The organism is Clostridium nitrophenolicum (assembly GCF_055391695.1).
In genome coordinates, this window is record NZ_AP042469.1 from 2200107 (window position 1) to 2214735 (window position 14629).

Below are 14629 nucleotides of genomic sequence, written 5' to 3' on the forward strand. Positions count from 1 at the left end.
GAGAATTAAATGAAGTTATATGATATATCAATGGATATAAATTTTGAAATGCCAGTATATAAAAATAAGGATATAAAAAGGCCTGTTATTACTGTTATGCAGGATTTTTCGAACAGCAGCGCCTATGAATCAAATATAAAGATGGATATGCATACGGGAACTCATATAGATGCACCTCTTCATATGATAGAAGATGGTTCAAATATGGATGAGTTTAATATAGAATCAACTATTACAAACTGCAAGGTTTTGGACTTTACAAAAGTAGAAGATAGGATTACTGCAGATGAGTTAGCTACTAAAGAAATAAATGCGAATGATTTTATCATATTGAAAACTAAAAATTCCTATAGAGAAGATTTTGACTTTGAATTTGTTTACCTTGAGGACAGTGGGGCTATGTATCTAAGAGACCAAAGGATAAAAGGTGTTGGGATAGATTCTCTGGGTATAGAGAGAAACCAAGAAGGTCACGACACACATAAGATTCTCCTTGGTAGTGGCATAACAATTATTGAAGGTCTTAGACTTAAACATATTAATGAAGGAGAATATGAGCTATGTGCTCTCCCTCTTAAAATCAGTGGTGTAGAAGCAGCACCGGCAAGGGCTATTTTAATAGAAAAGACAACAGTTTAATAATAAAGAGCTGCATAGTTTACCAAATTACTATGCGGCTTGTTAATTTAGGAAGCGTACATGTGAGCTTGAACAAACAAAGGGTAAAAATGATATAATAAACACAATCGAAGAATTTTAATATGATCTGATTTATATAGTGAGGAGAACAAATGAATTATTTAGCGCACATATATCTCTCAGACAACAATGATGAAAGTATGCTTGGTAATTTTCTTGGTGATTTTGTAAATAAATCTTTGGAAAATAACTTTGAGTATTCTATAAAAAGTGGTATTTTTATGCATAGAAAACTTGATAGCTTTACTGACTCAAATCCAATTTTTCTAGAGAGCAAAAAAAGAATTTCAAGCTTGAACAGGAGATTTGCAGGGGTATTGATTGATATGTTCTATGATCACTTCTTAGCTAAGAACTGGTCCGAGTATTCTTCAATACCCTTAGAAGAATATGCTGATAATTTTTATAGAATACTTAAAAGATTTTCTTATTGTTTACCAGAAAAGTTAACAACAAGGATGCCTTTCATGATAGAGGAAAACTGGCTTGTTTCCTATAGGGAGATAAATGGTATAAAAAAATCATTAGAGAGAATTTCATGGAGATTTTCTAAATCAAAGCACCCTCTACTGAACCCAATAGATGAGTTGATTAGGAATTATGAAAGTTTAGAACTTGATTTTAAAAACTTTTTTCCTTATGCAATTGAGTATGCAAATAAACTTAAAGGCATTCACTAAATGGGTATTCATTAGAAGTATATGTATTCTTATAATCTAGATGTGTGACAAATAAATTAAATCACAATTAGGTATTTATTTAACTATTAAGGATACGTAAAGACCTAATTTTTGTTTTTTGTATTCCAAGCATAGAAATTGAACTTAGCATCTCTTCAATAAAGCTTACATTTCTTCATAATAAAACCCTTGGTCTGTTTACTTTTTCATCATATTTCATATTAATTGTTGATTTCCCCATTTTGGAATCCTTACAATCTCTCTCTCAAGCGGGACTATTACATCTTTGTTAATACATAATCTTCTGCACAATCAGCTCTGATTCCATTGGAATGGCAAGAAGTTAAGTTATAGTCCCCATAAATATATTGACAAAATGATATCTTAGGTATAATATGGAAATGAATTAATGAATAATTTTACTTTTTATTCATATAAAAACAGGAGTATTAGAACAGATAGTCAGTAGATAAATAGGGGATGAGAAATTGCCAAAGGTATATTCAGAAGAAAAGAGAAAAGAAATAAGAGAGAAACTTATGGCTACAGGGTTGGAACTGATCAAATATAATGGAATGAAAAAAATGAGTATTGAAGAACTTACAAAGAGAGTGGGAATCGCACAAGGTACATTCTACAATTTTTTTAATTCGAAAGAAATGCTTGTATATGAACTAGCTAATGCTTATCATGAAAGATTAAATCACAAGACAGAAGGAATTATTCAATCAAAGGGATTTTTAGATCGAGAGGATCTGCGTGAATTATACTATAATATGATTTTAAAGGATGAAGACAATGTATATCGATTCTTAAAAAACGATGACATACAAGCATTAATTACGAGACTTCCCAAGGATCGTTTACGTAAAATCTCAGATGTAAAAGGAGAAATGGAGAAAAATTTACGTTATGTGAATAGAAAAAAAGAGAATTGTGATTTAAATGCGGTTATTAATTGGATTCAAGTTATGAATCTCACAGTAGAAAATAAAGATATTTTAGAAGAATCAGGGATTGAGAAAATCATTAGCAAAATGATAGAAAATATGTTGGATGAAATATTTTAAAATAAATCCAGAAAGGAAATAAAATAAATGAAATTTTATGAATATGGAGATAAAAATTCACCACATATAATGCTAATTCATGGTGCTGGGTGGTCCTATTGGCTTTATTTACGTGAAGCTAGATTATTACAAGATAAATACCATGTAATATTACCTGTAATAGATGGACATGGTGAAGAAAGAAATGTTCCTTATACTTCTACAGAAAAAATTGCAGATCAATTAATCGAGTACATTGACAATAATTGTGGTGGTAAACTTTTTGCAGTCAGTGGAGTTTCTCTTGGAGGACAGATTACAATAGAACTTTTATCAAGAAGAAAGAGTATTGCACGAAAAGCGATTGTGGAAAGTGGACTTTGTATCCCACAGCCATTTCTTTTAAAGTATAGTACATTTGTAACTAAATTGTTAGGTAAATATATATTTTCGAAAGCCTTTAATAGACAGTCCGTAAAGTTACTTCCAAAAAGAATGCAATTACCAGCAGAAATTGAAGAGTTGTATATGAGAGATTTGACATGTATAAAGTCTGAAACTTTGAATCAGATTTTTAAGACTTATTACCAATATAGAATAAAAGAAAGTTTAAAAGATAGTGAAACAGATGCGATTTATTGGTATGGAAGTAAAGAGATGAAGTGTATCAAGCAATCCGGAGAATTATTTCACTCTTATATGAAAAGGTGTAAAATAATTGAGTTAAAGGGTTATTACCATTCAGAAATAAGTGCCTATCATCCAGAAGAATGGGTTGAAAAAGCAGAGGAATTTTTCATGCAATAAATGGCATCATCAGAGAATGTCCATGGATTTATGCAAGTTAAATCTATGGATGTCCCCGCTTTAACTAATATTTTCCGCCTAGAACTAGCTATATAAACGACTTCAACAAAGTCTACGTCATTTATGGTACGGTTCACCGTGACAGGTATAACGTAGACTTTTTCTAAGCTTTTGCATGGAAATCAGATATAAATATAGATTTACACTATTGATGTAAGCCGCTTTACATGCTTTACTGAAAATTTGTCATTAAAGAAGATAGCGAACTAACATGACTTCATATTATGCTCATACCCTGTATCCTCTCGTTAAACGAGTAATTAACAGTCAATATTTGCTTTTCTTGCTTGACTGCATAAATCTCTGACATTAAGTGTATATTCCTTACCATCTTTGATAAAGCGAGTTCCACATTGTCTAAACTCAAAACGAACTCCTTTAGTTATGCACTGCTCTCGAATAGATAAAACCCAATTGAAATTCAGTGGTCTTGCATTTCTATCAGATTCACCACCAACTACAACCAATTCAACATTGTCAAGATATTCTTCAATATTTATCTCTTCAATAAGTGGCTGGCAAATTACATTCCTATGCTTTATTGGAAAGGTAGCAAACATAGAGAGCCTAAAGTCTGCTCTATCTTGATTTTCAACAGTGCAACCAACAGTCACATTGTCGTATCCATTGTTCCAGTCATTTGGAATACAGTGTAAAAACCTTTCAATTCTCTTTGTGAGAAAAATGAAATTCAAGTCTGAGCGTTCTTTTATCATTTTCCAACATTCTTCTCTCCATTCATCAGCTTCTTCAATAAGAAAGTCTGTAGAAAAGCATAGGTACACGGTTTGACCCGATTTGATTTTATATTCACCTTTTTTATTCTTTGCAACAGGCGCATTAAAATTATCTGTTTTTACAATAGTACTTGTTTCTACTCCTCTTTTGGCATCACCTTTATGAATATAGCAGTATTTACATCCTTCGCTATATTTATTGCATCCACGCCACGGATTCCACATTGCCATAACATCACCACCTAAAATTTCGATTTGTCATAGTTATATGGAATGCTTGTACCAACAACTACATCTTCAATTTTTTCAACAATAAGCCAATCATCCATATTGCCCTGATGTTCGAAGTCAAGAGGCTTTATTTCACTCACATTCTCAAGCTCTATCAAACACATACATTTTTTGTGCCAGCGTTCTTGCTGCTTTTTAGATAAATTCAATTTTCCTTTTTTGAAACTGGAATCCACACCTCATACTTCATATGCTCTGGGTCTGCATTTAAATATACTTCAATATCTGGTGCATTTGCATATTCATATCCTGAAGTTGGAAGCCATTCAGTTACAATTCTTTTTTCTAGTTCCTGCATAGACTGACTATTTCCTTCTCCCGAAAAAATTGCCCACGTGGAACCAGGAACAATGTATTCTTCTAAATCATTTTCTATTGGTCGACTACTTGCAACTGCAATATAATATCTCCAATTATCTAATTTATTACAGGAACTTACCCCTAGCAATCCCATTGGTATTTCCTCCATCATGGCAGCAAGTCTTGGTATTGTTCCATTCATTGCAGCTGTAACCCACATTTGAGGTACTATTCCAAAGTTTTTCTCAATCTCTGTTTCTAATGGTTCTGAAACACCCACAATTCTAAATGCTTCTTTCTTTTCAATTCTGTAATTCATTTCACTATCTCCTTTTATTGTTATTTTGAAGCTGATAGGAGGAAATGCTTTTAATATTGTACTTTCTTTTCTTGCCTGAGATGGTGCTATTCCATGTACACTTTTAAAAGCTCTGTTAAATGCTGTCGGTGAATCATATCCATACCTTAGTGAAATATCTATCACTTTCTCACTGCCACTCTGTAAATCTACAGCTGCCAATGACATTCTCCTGCGACGTATGTACTCCGATAATGGTATATCCGCTATATAGGCAAACATCCTTTGAAAATGATATGTTGAACAACATGCAATCTTTGAAACTTCTTCCAAATCAATAGTTTCTTTTATATTCTCCTCGATATAATTTACCGCACTATTTAATCGTTCTATCCATTCCATATCTTTATCTCCTAACAATAAAATACTCTTTTTTAGATGATCCTACCTCTCTTTTTCTGCACAATAAAGAGAGCTTAATTAAATAATCTTTAGTACACAGATATCTATATAAACGTAACAACTAACTTCAATTGCTTTTTACTATAATATTTACAATTATATCATATACCACCATTTTGTACCTGTAATATTATAATTTTCTTTCAATTACCTTAATCAGCTATATATTTATAGTAAAAACAGAAAAATCCCCATCATCAGAGGATTTTCCTTCCTTATTACTTATGAAATACTTTACAAAATAACTATATCATACTACTCCATATAGTAATATTATAACTATATTTCTTCTCTTTTACTGAATAAGTATTCAGTTTTTAAATCACAGTATAGACTGCCGAAAGTTGCATTTTAAAATTGCTATTCACAGTTTTTTCAATGTAAGATATTAGCAAATTAATAAAAGTTGTTTATGATAATAATTTATTGAGATACAATATAATAAAAGTATTATTTTGGGAACAGTTGTCTAAACAAATAACTTAATGAAATGCGGTGATTATCATGTGTGGACGTTTTTATATTGAAAATGATATAGAAGATATAATGGCAAGGTACGGAATAAAGAATACAAAAAACATAACATATTCCAAGGGTGAAATATTCCCTGGCACTAATATCCCTATAATATTTAATAATGAAGAAAGAAAATTAGACTTTTTTAGATGGGGATATCAGATTAGAGGCCTAAATAAAGAAATAATAAATGCAAGGATTGAAACAGTAGATGAAAAACAAAGTTTCAGAAAAGCTTTTTTGAATAACAGATGTATCATTCCCGCCAATGCTTTTTTTGAATGGCATAATAGGGAGAAGGGCAAGGATAAGTATAAAATTTCTTTGAAGGATACTAAGATTTTTTCTATGGCAGGAATATATGACAATTTCATTGATAAAAATAATAATCCTTATTTTGGAGTTGTTATTTTAACTCGTGCAGCCAATGAACATATGAGTAAAGTTCATAACCGAATGCCTGTGTTTATAAAAAAAGAAGAGGAAGAAGAGTGGCTGCTAGAATCTCCAAACAATGCATTAAAACTTAAAGAAAAACTAGAAAATAGTAATTGTTTTAATTTAAACATAGCTCCAGTAGACGGGAGTAAGCAGCTATCAATGTATGATTTTATTTGAAAACTAAAAATGATTAAATAAAATGAAAGAAGAAGGATATGAGAAATATAGTTCTTTAGTAGAGGATAATTATTCTAGAAAGCCTGTTAGGAAATCATATAATACTTATTATAATTGTAATAATTTTGACACAATACTGTAACAATAATCTTTTATTATATATTTACATACTTTAATAAAATTAGAGGAGAAATGTAATATGGATAATGTATTGAAAAATATAAGAATGATATTAGAAATGTTAAATAGAAAATTATATGAGTATACAGGTATTGGAGTCATTATTCCTAGAGCTAAAAGGGTTAGAGTTAGAGTAAAACCTGTAGAACCAGGAGTAGTCATAAGAAATAGATAAATAATAATTATTAGTTTTTATGGTACATGGAAGGCACAGAGAAGAATTCTGTGTCTTTAAATCTATATATACAAATTGCTAAAAGAAAAATATGTATATATTATTGCCACTTCAGGTATTTAGATTAAGAAAGAAAATGTATCAAATAAGTAGTAGTAGTTTACCTCCTGAAAATAAGAAAAATAAAATGATTGAAGTATATAATGAATTGAAAATAGTTATAGAAGGTACTTTAAAAGCCATAGATTTATCGTATAATAGTAATAAGATAAAGTGAAACTTACTTCAGATGGGGGGTAAACCCCATCTGAAGTTTAGTTGAACGAATCCAGGGACGTAGCCGCTCTTTACTCACATCTTTTAAGATGGGAGTATTAGAGCGGATAGTCATCGGATAAATACAAAAAATGAGGTGAATATTTATGCCATACATAAATTCAAAATTAACAGTAAAACTTTCAGATCAAGACAAGGAAAATTTAAAGAGTCAAATGGGAGAAATTATTGCAGCAATTCCAGGAAAATCTGAAGAGTGGCTCATGGTAAGTTTTGATGACAATGAAACAATCTATTTCAGAGGAAAGAAGATGGAAAAAGCTGCTTTTATTGAAGTAAAAATATTTGGAACTACAGAAAGACAGTACAAGAATAAGGTAACTGATTTGATATGCTGCCTTTATGAAAAGGAACTTAACATACCAAAGGACAGTATATATATAACATTTAGTGAAGTTAGCGACTGGGGCTTTAATGGAAAAATGTTTTAAAAGTCTAACTATGCACAGCCGTGTAAATAATTTTGTGTATTCTCTATATTATAGGAAAGATATTAAGAATGATGTAAATAGAGTTGGACTCATTCACAACATTCTTGTTTTATAAATTTAAACAAGCCTGCATCTTAAGTAGATACAGGCTCTTTTTCTTTAATAAAATTCCTTTATTTATATTGGAAAAAACTATATAATTATATTAATACATAAAGTCATATTCGTAAGAAGATGCGAGCGTACAGATTGTTTTATAACTAAAAACTTTATGAGGTGCCACCAAGGATAACGGATTCCAGTAAAGGAAGAATGAGTTTAGAAAATGCAAAGGGGATAAAAAATATTTAAACTATTACTAACGTACACTTAATTGTCTATATTAAGACGTGTTATCATTGTATCGTGGAACTAACAACTCATATGTTAAAATCGTGTAGCTTGCTTAGTGCCAGCTTATTTTTTATATAAAAAGGCTGGTATTAATTTTACCATCTTTCTTTTTAACAATGTAAATTATATAGTTTCGTATCTCTCATTATTTTCATAGATACTTTCTTAAACTCATCTATTTCCTCTACAAGTCTTCTGAATTCACTAATTTCCATTACACCAGTAGTAGCCTTTAATTTATCAAAATGATTTAGGGCTTCCATAAAGTGTTGAGATGCTGGGATTACAAGATTATTCAACCAATAGCATATACTTGCAGGAGTATAACATTTAGTTACCACAAGACATTCCATGTATCCCTGACATCTAAAATGATAGTATCTTCCTAGTGCAAAGTGGGAAATAAATTGTAAAAAATGAGGATTTTTATTTATTTTATCATTCTTTAATAATTCATCTATAGTTTTTTCTATTGTTAATATGAGTTTACTAAAATTAGTAAGCAGCCCCAACATACGCGTCGAAATTTGATCATATAGGTTTTGTTCTCTGAATAAATACATATTTTCTCCTTAAACACTTTATAACCACAAAATTATAATATGCAAGGAAATATATTAGTGTGCTAATTAAAATTTAAATATCGAATATTAAATATACTAAGCATTTAATATCGTTTATAAAACTTATTAATTTAGTTATACTACACTTAGAATACTTTAATATCGAGATGGCTCCTTATAAAACTCATAGAGCTGGTTTAGTACCAGCTTTTTTATATGATTCCTATAGTGTTTATAATTTTCTTTTGATCTCAACGATTCAAGTAGAGGTGATATTTTGAAAAGTTATATAAGAATAGATGTACTTTTAACTATAGCTTGTATTTTTGCTATAGGAGTTATTTGAGAAATAATATTTTAAGCAAAATAGAAGGGTCTGCATCTTAAGTAGATACAGGCTCTTTTCCTTTATTTATACTAGAAGGATTTGTATAATTATATTAATGCATAAAGTCATATTCGTAAAATTATATGAAGTAAGCACAACAACTACTCTTAATTAAATGAAAATAGGGAACTATAACTTCGGATAGTTCCCTATTTTTCTGAATTTATATTCAAAATTTTATATACCATTTTTGGTATAATTGCTCTTTTCCCTTAGCTGTTAACTTAATAGCTCTACTATTTCCTGTACGCTCTATCCATTGATTATTAAAAAATACATTCATTAGGGCTTTTCCTACACTACCAGCTACATGATGCTTTCTCTCACTCCAATCTAAACACATTCGGCAGTAGCATCTTTTTTCTTTCTTTAATAGCTCAATGTTTACTCCATTAGACTCAAAAAAATTTTCTCCTTCTATACTTAAGCTCCAACCATACTCTGATTTTATGATATAATTCTTTTCAAGTAACCAGTCAGTAAGTTGTACTCCTATTTTTCCTGCTAAATGATCATAACAGATTCTACCTGAATATAGCATCTGGTTTTCAATACTTTGATTTAAGGACCTTGAAGGTTTTAAAGGAGAAATTTGAAGACAACTCTCAAGCATCTGAGCCAATTCTTTATTACTTATTTGATAGTAATGAAATCGTCCGTGTTTTTCCATAGCTACCCATTGCAATTCAGTAAGCTTTGCTAAATGATAAGAAGCAGTATGCGATTTAATTCCAGCGGCCCTAGCTAACTCATTAACAGTGTGAAATTCACCATCCATCATTACCATAAGAATGGTAGATCGTGATTTATCAGCTAAAACTTCTGCTAGTTGTGATATTTGTGGAGTTCCAGTCATAAATATCCTCCTTATAATTTCATATATCGATGAACATTGATACATCCATAGTATATAATAATTTATATTACTTATACAAGGGATGAGTTCATTAATCATAAAATTGTAAATTCTATAGATAACAAGAATGTTTATGAAATGAGGTAAAATATGAATAACACAAAGCAATTATACTTAGCAAAGCAATTTCAAGAGCTTCACCATCGCAATAAAATGTTTATACTTCCTAATGCGTGGGATGTTGGCAGTGCAGTTATATATGAAAAATCCAACTTTCCAGCAATTGGAACAACAAGCGCTGGATTTGCTTATAGTCTAGGTTATCCTGATGGAGAAAAAATTGATTTTGAATATATTGTTCAAACAGTAAAGCTAATAACTGAAAGGGTATCTATCCCTGTAAGTGTAGATATTGAATTGGGTTATGCTAACACAATTGATGGAATAGTAGAAAATGTAACTAAGATTATTGAAGCTGGCGCAGTTGGAATCAACATTGAAGATGGTTATTCTGCTCCAACTCCTTACCTAGAAAATCTAGATATTCAAATAAAAAAAATTCAGGCTATATCTAATCTTAAAGAGAAGTTGGGAATTCCTTTTGTTATTAATGCCAGAACTTGTGTATTTTTTATTAAAGTAGGAAAAGAGGATGAAAGATTATCTATTGCCATTGAAAGGGGCAATGCTTTTCATAAATCAGGTGCTGACTGCGTTTTTGTGCCTGGTGCAATTGAAGAAGGTATCATTTCAAAATTAATAGAAAATATTTCTGCACCTATCAATATTCTTGCCACACCTATGACAAGCAATTTGGAAAATTTAGAACAGTTAGGAGCTAGACGATTAAGCCTTGGTTCTGCTCCAGTTAGAGCGGTTTATTCTAACCTGATAGAATCTGTACAGCAAATACAGAATGAAAATAAAATTTCAAAATTACTTAATCATGATTTTTCTTACGAAATAGCTAATAGAATATTTTCATGTTAATTATATAAAATGTAAATAAAGTGTATTAATTATTATAAAAGCACTGAAATATTATGTATTAAATACTCCAATTTAATTATAAGTACTATTAAATCTTGAATGGAGGAATTTACGTGAGTAAAATAATAGAAACGCCTAAACCACCTTATTATGCAGTTATTTTTACATCCATAAGAACTTCAACTGATAACGGATATGAAAAAGTTTCTGATAATTTAGTTGATATTGTTTCTAAGCAAAAGGGATTCTTAGGAGTAGAAAGTGTCAGAAATAGAGAGGGCTTTGGAATGACAATATCATACTGGGATTCTTTAGAGAGTATTAATATTAGATTTAGCAACAGGAGGTACGTATGAGAAAAAAAGAAATATATTCTGAAAAACTCTATTATGGTTTTCCAATTTTTCTAATTGGGTATAAAGATTCAACCTATGGATATAACTTTACAACCGTAAGCTCGTCTTATTCTTTAGGTGATATGCTTGTCGTGGGCATTTATAAATTTGGTAATGCAATTAAGCAGATTAAGAATGTCAACTGTTTTACAGTTAACATTCCAGACAATAATTTAATGCAGGAAATTGAAATTGGCGGTACTAACTCTGGAAAAGATAAGTTTAAACTTGCTTCGAAACTTAATTATCATATCTCAAATAAAATAGACGCACCAATAATTAATAATTGTATTTTAAACATTGAATGTGAAGTTGTTCAAATAGTTGAATCAGACAAATTTGAAAATTATAGTAATATTATTGCTAAAATCAAAGGTAGATTTATTAACGAGGAACTACAAAAGGATGAAATCATTATACGAGAATGTTTAAATCCAGTCTTATATGTTGGTGATGGATATAAGCGTTCATATAGATATTTAGATAATAAAATCCATGACTTTGGAGACTTTAGTTAATTTGAAGAAAGTAATCACAATTTACAGTTGAGCTAATTAGCAACATTCTTGAAATGCGTAACAAATAAATTAAGAAGTTAGGTAGCCGACTTAACTATTTGTTCTCTACCTAACTTATAAATATGAAATTAAATAAACTAAACTATAATTTTAAGTCTTTATAATACTCTTTTAAATGAGGTGGAATTGGAAAAGTTTTAATATGCTTAAATTCTTCAACTTTGGTTTTGCCTGGACTTATTCTTATAGTAATATCATCAATTCCTATAGTATTATGTGCTCCAACAAATGGTCTGATTTGAAGTTTTATTATAAATTCGAATGAACGATAACTTGGTCTTTCTATTTTTAAAAATTTTATGTCGAATAAATCATATTGAAGTGGTTGCCCATAGTGTATTTCTACTTCATTGCTAATATAAGGTTCAAGCGATGTAACTATTATATCTTTTAAAATACGTAATATTCTTATTGTAAAACTAACAAGTCCTACACTCTTGATTAAAAGAATGTAGGACTATTTATTACTATAATAAAATTCCAATGTGGAATAGAGGATATTCATTTAGATGAGGTTTGTAGTTTGTTGAGGCAGTCCCATTGGGCTAAAAATCGACCTACTGAAATTATTACTAAAACAATTGAAACTTCTCTTTGTTTTTCTATTTATCACACTGATATGCAAATTGGATTTGCGAGAGTTATAAGCGATTATGCTGTTTATAGTTTAATATTAGATGTAATCATTGATGAGAAATACAGAGGTAAGGGCTTGGGAAAAAAACTAATTGATTTTATAAATAATCATCCAAGTATAAAAGATACAAGTAAGGTTCTTTGGACAAAATATGCTCAAGAATTGTATTTAAAGTGTGGATTTAAAGAAGAGGATTGTTATAAATTTATGTTTAATAGACCTTAATTAATATATCTTTAAGACGGAAGAGTAAATTTTTACGAATCTAAGTGAGCTTCAAATGAAGTCTCCTTATGAGAAAAAGTGCGGAGGATTATCCTATCGCACTTTTATTATTTAAAATAAAACTTATGCTAATTTATTGAATTTATCAGCTTTAATATTTCTATATTCTAAAATGGTTAGTATAATCATGATAATATCAACAAAGGTCAAAAGCAGAAGAACAATGGAATGAGTTTGGCTGAAACGTTGCATTTGTAAAATTATAAAAACGGTAAATATAACAACAGACAGTGGATACGCCCATAGCTTTTTTCTCCATAAAAGAATTAAAACCAATATTTTAACTATCCCGTGTGACAATAAATAAAAGGAAGTAAAATGTTGCATGCTGATTGAGAACGTATGGCTGAATGCAACAAGATAATTCATTAAAAAGTCTTTCGGATCCTCACTTAATTCGTTTTTTGATATCAATGTTATAAGCTTACTCATTCTTTCAGGGGTTAGAAAAATCAAAAAAATACCGCACAAAATTTCCCCTATATCGTATAAAGCCTTTAAAACTAAACCAATACGGAAAGTAACATGTACATTCTTTTTATTAAAAATATTATTCAAAATCTCACCTCGATTAACAAACACTCAAAATATAAATTTTCCACTTAATCCTTGTTCATAAAAAAACGGCTTATTATGCCCTTGCGTGGGTTACATTCTCCTATGGCAATCTCTTTAGATTATGAGCAAAAAATCACTATCATATTCACATATAAAATCACAAAAATAATACTGAAAATTTCATGTTCTTTTTTGGTAGAATAAAGTTATTCTACATAAATAACCTTTAATATTAATTATGTAATTTTTACTGATATTTTATCATAAGAATGTTTGTATATCCACTAAAATCAATAAAAAATCACTTGCGATTTTTATGGTAATTCGCAGATGATTTATAATGTTTTTAAGAAATAAAAAGGTATTAAATTTTATTTGATGGCTCTGTTTTAATACAATGTTGAAATATTATATAAAATAAGAGGGTGAACGTAAATTCACCCTCTTATTCGCTTTTCAAGAAAATTGTTAAGCATCAGTCACTAATTTTTAAACCTAAGGTGATAGAAATTTGAGATATGAAATAAGTCATTTAAAGTCATTTGAATATTGTTTAGTATACCCCATTCTTTTTTTCTATTTATTTTTTCAAAGAAGCCAAAGTAATCTTTAACTTCAATATACGGGCTAAATCCTTGAAGTGATTTTAAATTTTTTATTGCTAGTTTCAGTTCAATATTGCCTAAATTATACTTTTTAATGGCTCGATTAGTTCTATTATTGTTTGATTTTGAAGAAGGAGCATCAAATATGATTTCACTATTAGGAAAGTTTTTAGCCAAATTATTAAAGAAAACTTTTATATTTTCTTCATCATAATATGCAAATAAACCTCCTGCTAGGAAAAAAACATTATCATAATCTTTTTTTATATCATTAAACCAACTAACATCTAAAAAGGATTTAGCAATGCACCTTTCTCTATTACTCTCAGGTAATAATTTTTTTCGTAATTCTATAACATCTGGTAGGTCAATATTGTACCAATTCAACTTTCCATTATCGACTCTAAAAAATGTTGTATCTAGTCCAGCACCTAGATTTACTATTGCTGAATTGGGATATTTGCTAATAAAATCTTTAATTGCATTATCAAAGGTTTTTGCTCTAACAACAAACATTAATCTTTTTAATAAAGTTGAATTTTTTTCAATAACTGAAAAGTCATAATCTAATCTTTTCACTAATTCATAAGCAGTTGGGTCATTTATTATAGGATTGGACATTTCAGTTTCTTTTGCCCTACTCCATAACGGTATTAATAATGTGTTTTGTATATTATTTAGTTCAACTTTAACTTTATTTTTCATATTACACCTCTATTTCAAATGAAAAATACATCTTTTA

The 14629-nt window shown here is 29.6% G+C and carries 19 protein-coding genes and 2 pseudogenes; 12 read left to right on the forward strand and 9 right to left on the reverse strand.

The window, feature by feature from the left end; genetic code table 11:
* Nucleotides 1-9 precede the first annotated feature (9 nt).
* Together ACZ5N4_RS10225 and ACZ5N4_RS10230 are read left to right on the forward strand one after the other, a co-directional pair.
* Nucleotides 10-639, forward strand: a complete 630-nt coding sequence (locus ACZ5N4_RS10225; protein ID WP_464209602.1) for a cyclase family protein — start codon at nucleotides 10-12, stop codon at nucleotides 637-639.
* A gap of 152 nt (nucleotides 640-791) precedes the next feature.
* On the forward strand, nucleotides 792-1379 hold the full coding sequence (locus ACZ5N4_RS10230; RefSeq protein WP_464209604.1) for an acyl carrier protein phosphodiesterase: 588 nt from the start codon (nucleotides 792-794) through the stop codon (nucleotides 1377-1379).
* Nucleotides 1380-1458: 79 nt separating this feature from the next.
* On the opposite strand, the pseudogene ACZ5N4_RS10235 reads toward ACZ5N4_RS10230, so the two are convergent.
* Nucleotides 1459-1638 (reverse strand): annotated as a pseudogene (locus ACZ5N4_RS10235) (hypothetical protein); the annotation flags it as partial.
* A 229-nt stretch (nucleotides 1639-1867) separates the two neighbouring features.
* Here ACZ5N4_RS10235 and ACZ5N4_RS10240 point away from each other — a divergent pair.
* Nucleotides 1868-2449 (forward strand): TetR/AcrR family transcriptional regulator, encoded by a 582-nt coding sequence (locus ACZ5N4_RS10240; RefSeq protein ID WP_464209606.1) that lies wholly within the window; start codon nucleotides 1868-1870, stop codon nucleotides 2447-2449.
* Nucleotides 2450-2476: 27 nt separating this feature from the next.
* Nucleotides 2477-3235 carry an alpha/beta fold hydrolase gene (locus ACZ5N4_RS10245; RefSeq protein WP_464209608.1) on the forward strand — a complete coding sequence of 253 codons (759 nt, stop codon included), beginning with the start codon at nucleotides 2477-2479 and terminating at the stop codon, nucleotides 3233-3235.
* A 320-nt stretch (nucleotides 3236-3555) separates the two neighbouring features.
* On the opposite strand, the gene ACZ5N4_RS10250 is transcribed toward ACZ5N4_RS10245, so the two are convergent.
* From ACZ5N4_RS10250 to ACZ5N4_RS10260, 3 genes and pseudogenes are all read right to left on the reverse strand, one after another.
* Entirely contained in the window at nucleotides 3556-4263 is a 708-nt protein-coding gene (locus tag ACZ5N4_RS10250; RefSeq protein WP_464209610.1) for a DUF5131 family protein, read from the reverse strand.
* Between the two features lie 11 nt (nucleotides 4264-4274).
* Nucleotides 4275-4475, reverse strand: a pseudogene (locus tag ACZ5N4_RS10255) (hypothetical protein); the annotation flags it as partial.
* On the reverse strand, nucleotides 4469-5323 hold the full coding sequence (locus ACZ5N4_RS10260) for an AraC family transcriptional regulator (protein WP_464209612.1): 855 nt from the start codon (nucleotides 5321-5323) through the stop codon (nucleotides 4469-4471). The pseudogene ACZ5N4_RS10255 and the gene ACZ5N4_RS10260, both read right to left, overlap by 7 nt.
* Nucleotides 5324-5887: 564 nt before the next feature.
* Between ACZ5N4_RS10260 and ACZ5N4_RS10265 the strand changes: the two genes are divergently transcribed.
* The 4 genes from ACZ5N4_RS10265 (at nucleotide 5888) to ACZ5N4_RS10280 (ending at nucleotide 7639) form a co-directional block, all read left to right on the forward strand.
* Nucleotides 5888-6517 (forward strand): SOS response-associated peptidase, encoded by a 630-nt coding sequence (locus ACZ5N4_RS10265; protein WP_464209614.1) that lies wholly within the window; start codon nucleotides 5888-5890, stop codon nucleotides 6515-6517.
* Nucleotides 6518-6716: 199 nt separating this feature from the next.
* Nucleotides 6717-6872, forward strand: coding sequence for a hypothetical protein (locus ACZ5N4_RS10270; RefSeq protein ID WP_464209616.1), 156 nt, complete (start codon nucleotides 6717-6719; stop codon nucleotides 6870-6872).
* 91 nt (nucleotides 6873-6963) lie between these two features.
* Complete coding sequence (locus ACZ5N4_RS10275; protein ID WP_464209618.1) at nucleotides 6964-7149, forward strand: hypothetical protein; 186 nt, start codon at nucleotides 6964-6966, stop codon at nucleotides 7147-7149.
* A gap of 145 nt (nucleotides 7150-7294) precedes the next feature.
* Nucleotides 7295-7639, forward strand: coding sequence for a phenylpyruvate tautomerase MIF-related protein (locus ACZ5N4_RS10280; RefSeq protein ID WP_464209620.1), 345 nt, complete (start codon nucleotides 7295-7297; stop codon nucleotides 7637-7639).
* 503 nt (nucleotides 7640-8142) lie between these two features.
* Here the strand turns inward: ACZ5N4_RS10280 and ACZ5N4_RS10285 are convergent.
* Together ACZ5N4_RS10285 and ACZ5N4_RS10290 are read right to left on the reverse strand one after the other, a co-directional pair.
* Nucleotides 8143-8547, reverse strand: coding sequence for a spermidine/putrescine ABC transporter ATP-binding protein (locus ACZ5N4_RS10285; RefSeq protein ID WP_464209621.1), 405 nt, complete (start codon nucleotides 8545-8547; stop codon nucleotides 8143-8145).
* 605 nt (nucleotides 8548-9152) lie between these two features.
* On the reverse strand, nucleotides 9153-9839 hold the full coding sequence (locus tag ACZ5N4_RS10290) for an ArsR/SmtB family transcription factor (protein WP_464209623.1): 687 nt from the start codon (nucleotides 9837-9839) through the stop codon (nucleotides 9153-9155).
* A gap of 150 nt (nucleotides 9840-9989) precedes the next feature.
* On the opposite strand from ACZ5N4_RS10290, the gene ACZ5N4_RS10295 reads away from it, so the two are divergent.
* The 3 genes from ACZ5N4_RS10295 to ACZ5N4_RS10305 all read left to right on the forward strand — a co-directional run bounded on the left by ACZ5N4_RS10295 (nucleotide 9990) and on the right by ACZ5N4_RS10305 (nucleotide 11742).
* Nucleotides 9990-10829: an isocitrate lyase/PEP mutase family protein gene (locus ACZ5N4_RS10295; RefSeq protein ID WP_464209625.1), complete on the forward strand. Its 840-nt coding sequence runs from the start codon at nucleotides 9990-9992 to the stop codon at nucleotides 10827-10829.
* A gap of 113 nt (nucleotides 10830-10942) precedes the next feature.
* Nucleotides 10943-11185, forward strand: a complete 243-nt coding sequence (locus ACZ5N4_RS10300; RefSeq protein WP_464209627.1) for an antibiotic biosynthesis monooxygenase family protein — start codon at nucleotides 10943-10945, stop codon at nucleotides 11183-11185.
* Nucleotides 11182-11742, forward strand: coding sequence for a flavin reductase family protein (locus ACZ5N4_RS10305; RefSeq protein WP_464209629.1), 561 nt, complete (start codon nucleotides 11182-11184; stop codon nucleotides 11740-11742). The genes ACZ5N4_RS10300 and ACZ5N4_RS10305 overlap by 4 nt, the downstream gene beginning before the upstream one ends.
* 142 nt (nucleotides 11743-11884) lie before the next feature.
* Here ACZ5N4_RS10305 and ACZ5N4_RS10310 read toward each other — a convergent pair whose 3' ends face one another.
* On the reverse strand, nucleotides 11885-12253 hold the full coding sequence (locus ACZ5N4_RS10310) for a DUF3888 domain-containing protein (protein WP_464210893.1): 369 nt from the start codon (nucleotides 12251-12253) through the stop codon (nucleotides 11885-11887).
* A gap of 72 nt (nucleotides 12254-12325) precedes the next feature.
* On the opposite strand from ACZ5N4_RS10310, the gene ACZ5N4_RS10315 reads away from it, so the two are divergent.
* Nucleotides 12326-12664 (forward strand): GNAT family N-acetyltransferase, encoded by a 339-nt coding sequence (locus ACZ5N4_RS10315; protein WP_464209630.1) that lies wholly within the window; start codon nucleotides 12326-12328, stop codon nucleotides 12662-12664.
* Between the two features lie 123 nt (nucleotides 12665-12787).
* On the opposite strand, the gene ACZ5N4_RS10320 is transcribed toward ACZ5N4_RS10315, so the two are convergent.
* Both ACZ5N4_RS10320 and ACZ5N4_RS10325 read right to left on the reverse strand, forming a co-directional pair.
* Nucleotides 12788-13282: a DUF2127 domain-containing protein gene (locus tag ACZ5N4_RS10320; protein ID WP_464209632.1), complete on the reverse strand. Its 495-nt coding sequence runs from the start codon at nucleotides 13280-13282 to the stop codon at nucleotides 12788-12790.
* A gap of 482 nt (nucleotides 13283-13764) precedes the next feature.
* Nucleotides 13765-14592 carry a class I SAM-dependent methyltransferase gene (locus ACZ5N4_RS10325; protein WP_464209633.1) on the reverse strand — a complete coding sequence of 276 codons (828 nt, stop codon included), beginning with the start codon at nucleotides 14590-14592 and terminating at the stop codon, nucleotides 13765-13767.
* Nucleotides 14593-14629 lie beyond the last annotated feature (37 nt).

What these genes read in the sequence shown, in the direction of transcription:
- ACZ5N4_RS10225 (WP_464209602.1), top strand. Translation starts at nt 10, where the DNA reads ATGAAGTTATATGATATATCAATGGATATAAATTTTGAAATGCCAGTA.
- ACZ5N4_RS10230 (WP_464209604.1), top strand. Translation starts at nt 792, where the DNA reads ATGAATTATTTAGCGCACATATATCTCTCAGACAACAATGATGAAAGT.
- ACZ5N4_RS10245 (WP_464209608.1), top strand. Translation starts at nt 2,477, where the DNA reads ATGAAATTTTATGAATATGGAGATAAAAATTCACCACATATAATGCTA.
- ACZ5N4_RS10250 (WP_464209610.1), bottom strand. Translation starts at nt 4,263, where the DNA reads ATGGCAATGTGGAATCCGTGGCGTGGATGCAATAAATATAGCGAAGGA.
- ACZ5N4_RS10260 (WP_464209612.1), bottom strand. Translation starts at nt 5,323, where the DNA reads ATGGAATGGATAGAACGATTAAATAGTGCGGTAAATTATATCGAGGAG.
- ACZ5N4_RS10265 (WP_464209614.1), top strand. Translation starts at nt 5,888, where the DNA reads ATGTGTGGACGTTTTTATATTGAAAATGATATAGAAGATATAATGGCA.
- ACZ5N4_RS10270 (WP_464209616.1), top strand. Translation starts at nt 6,717, where the DNA reads ATGGATAATGTATTGAAAAATATAAGAATGATATTAGAAATGTTAAAT.
- ACZ5N4_RS10275 (WP_464209618.1), top strand. Translation starts at nt 6,964, where the DNA reads ATGTATATATTATTGCCACTTCAGGTATTTAGATTAAGAAAGAAAATG.
- ACZ5N4_RS10280 (WP_464209620.1), top strand. Translation starts at nt 7,295, where the DNA reads ATGCCATACATAAATTCAAAATTAACAGTAAAACTTTCAGATCAAGAC.
- ACZ5N4_RS10285 (WP_464209621.1), bottom strand. Translation starts at nt 8,547, where the DNA reads ATGTTGGGGCTGCTTACTAATTTTAGTAAACTCATATTAACAATAGAA.
- ACZ5N4_RS10290 (WP_464209623.1), bottom strand. Translation starts at nt 9,839, where the DNA reads ATGACTGGAACTCCACAAATATCACAACTAGCAGAAGTTTTAGCTGAT.
- ACZ5N4_RS10295 (WP_464209625.1), top strand. Translation starts at nt 9,990, where the DNA reads ATGAATAACACAAAGCAATTATACTTAGCAAAGCAATTTCAAGAGCTT.
- ACZ5N4_RS10305 (WP_464209629.1), top strand. Translation starts at nt 11,182, where the DNA reads ATGAGAAAAAAAGAAATATATTCTGAAAAACTCTATTATGGTTTTCCA.
- ACZ5N4_RS10325 (WP_464209633.1), bottom strand. Translation starts at nt 14,592, where the DNA reads ATGAAAAATAAAGTTAAAGTTGAACTAAATAATATACAAAACACATTA.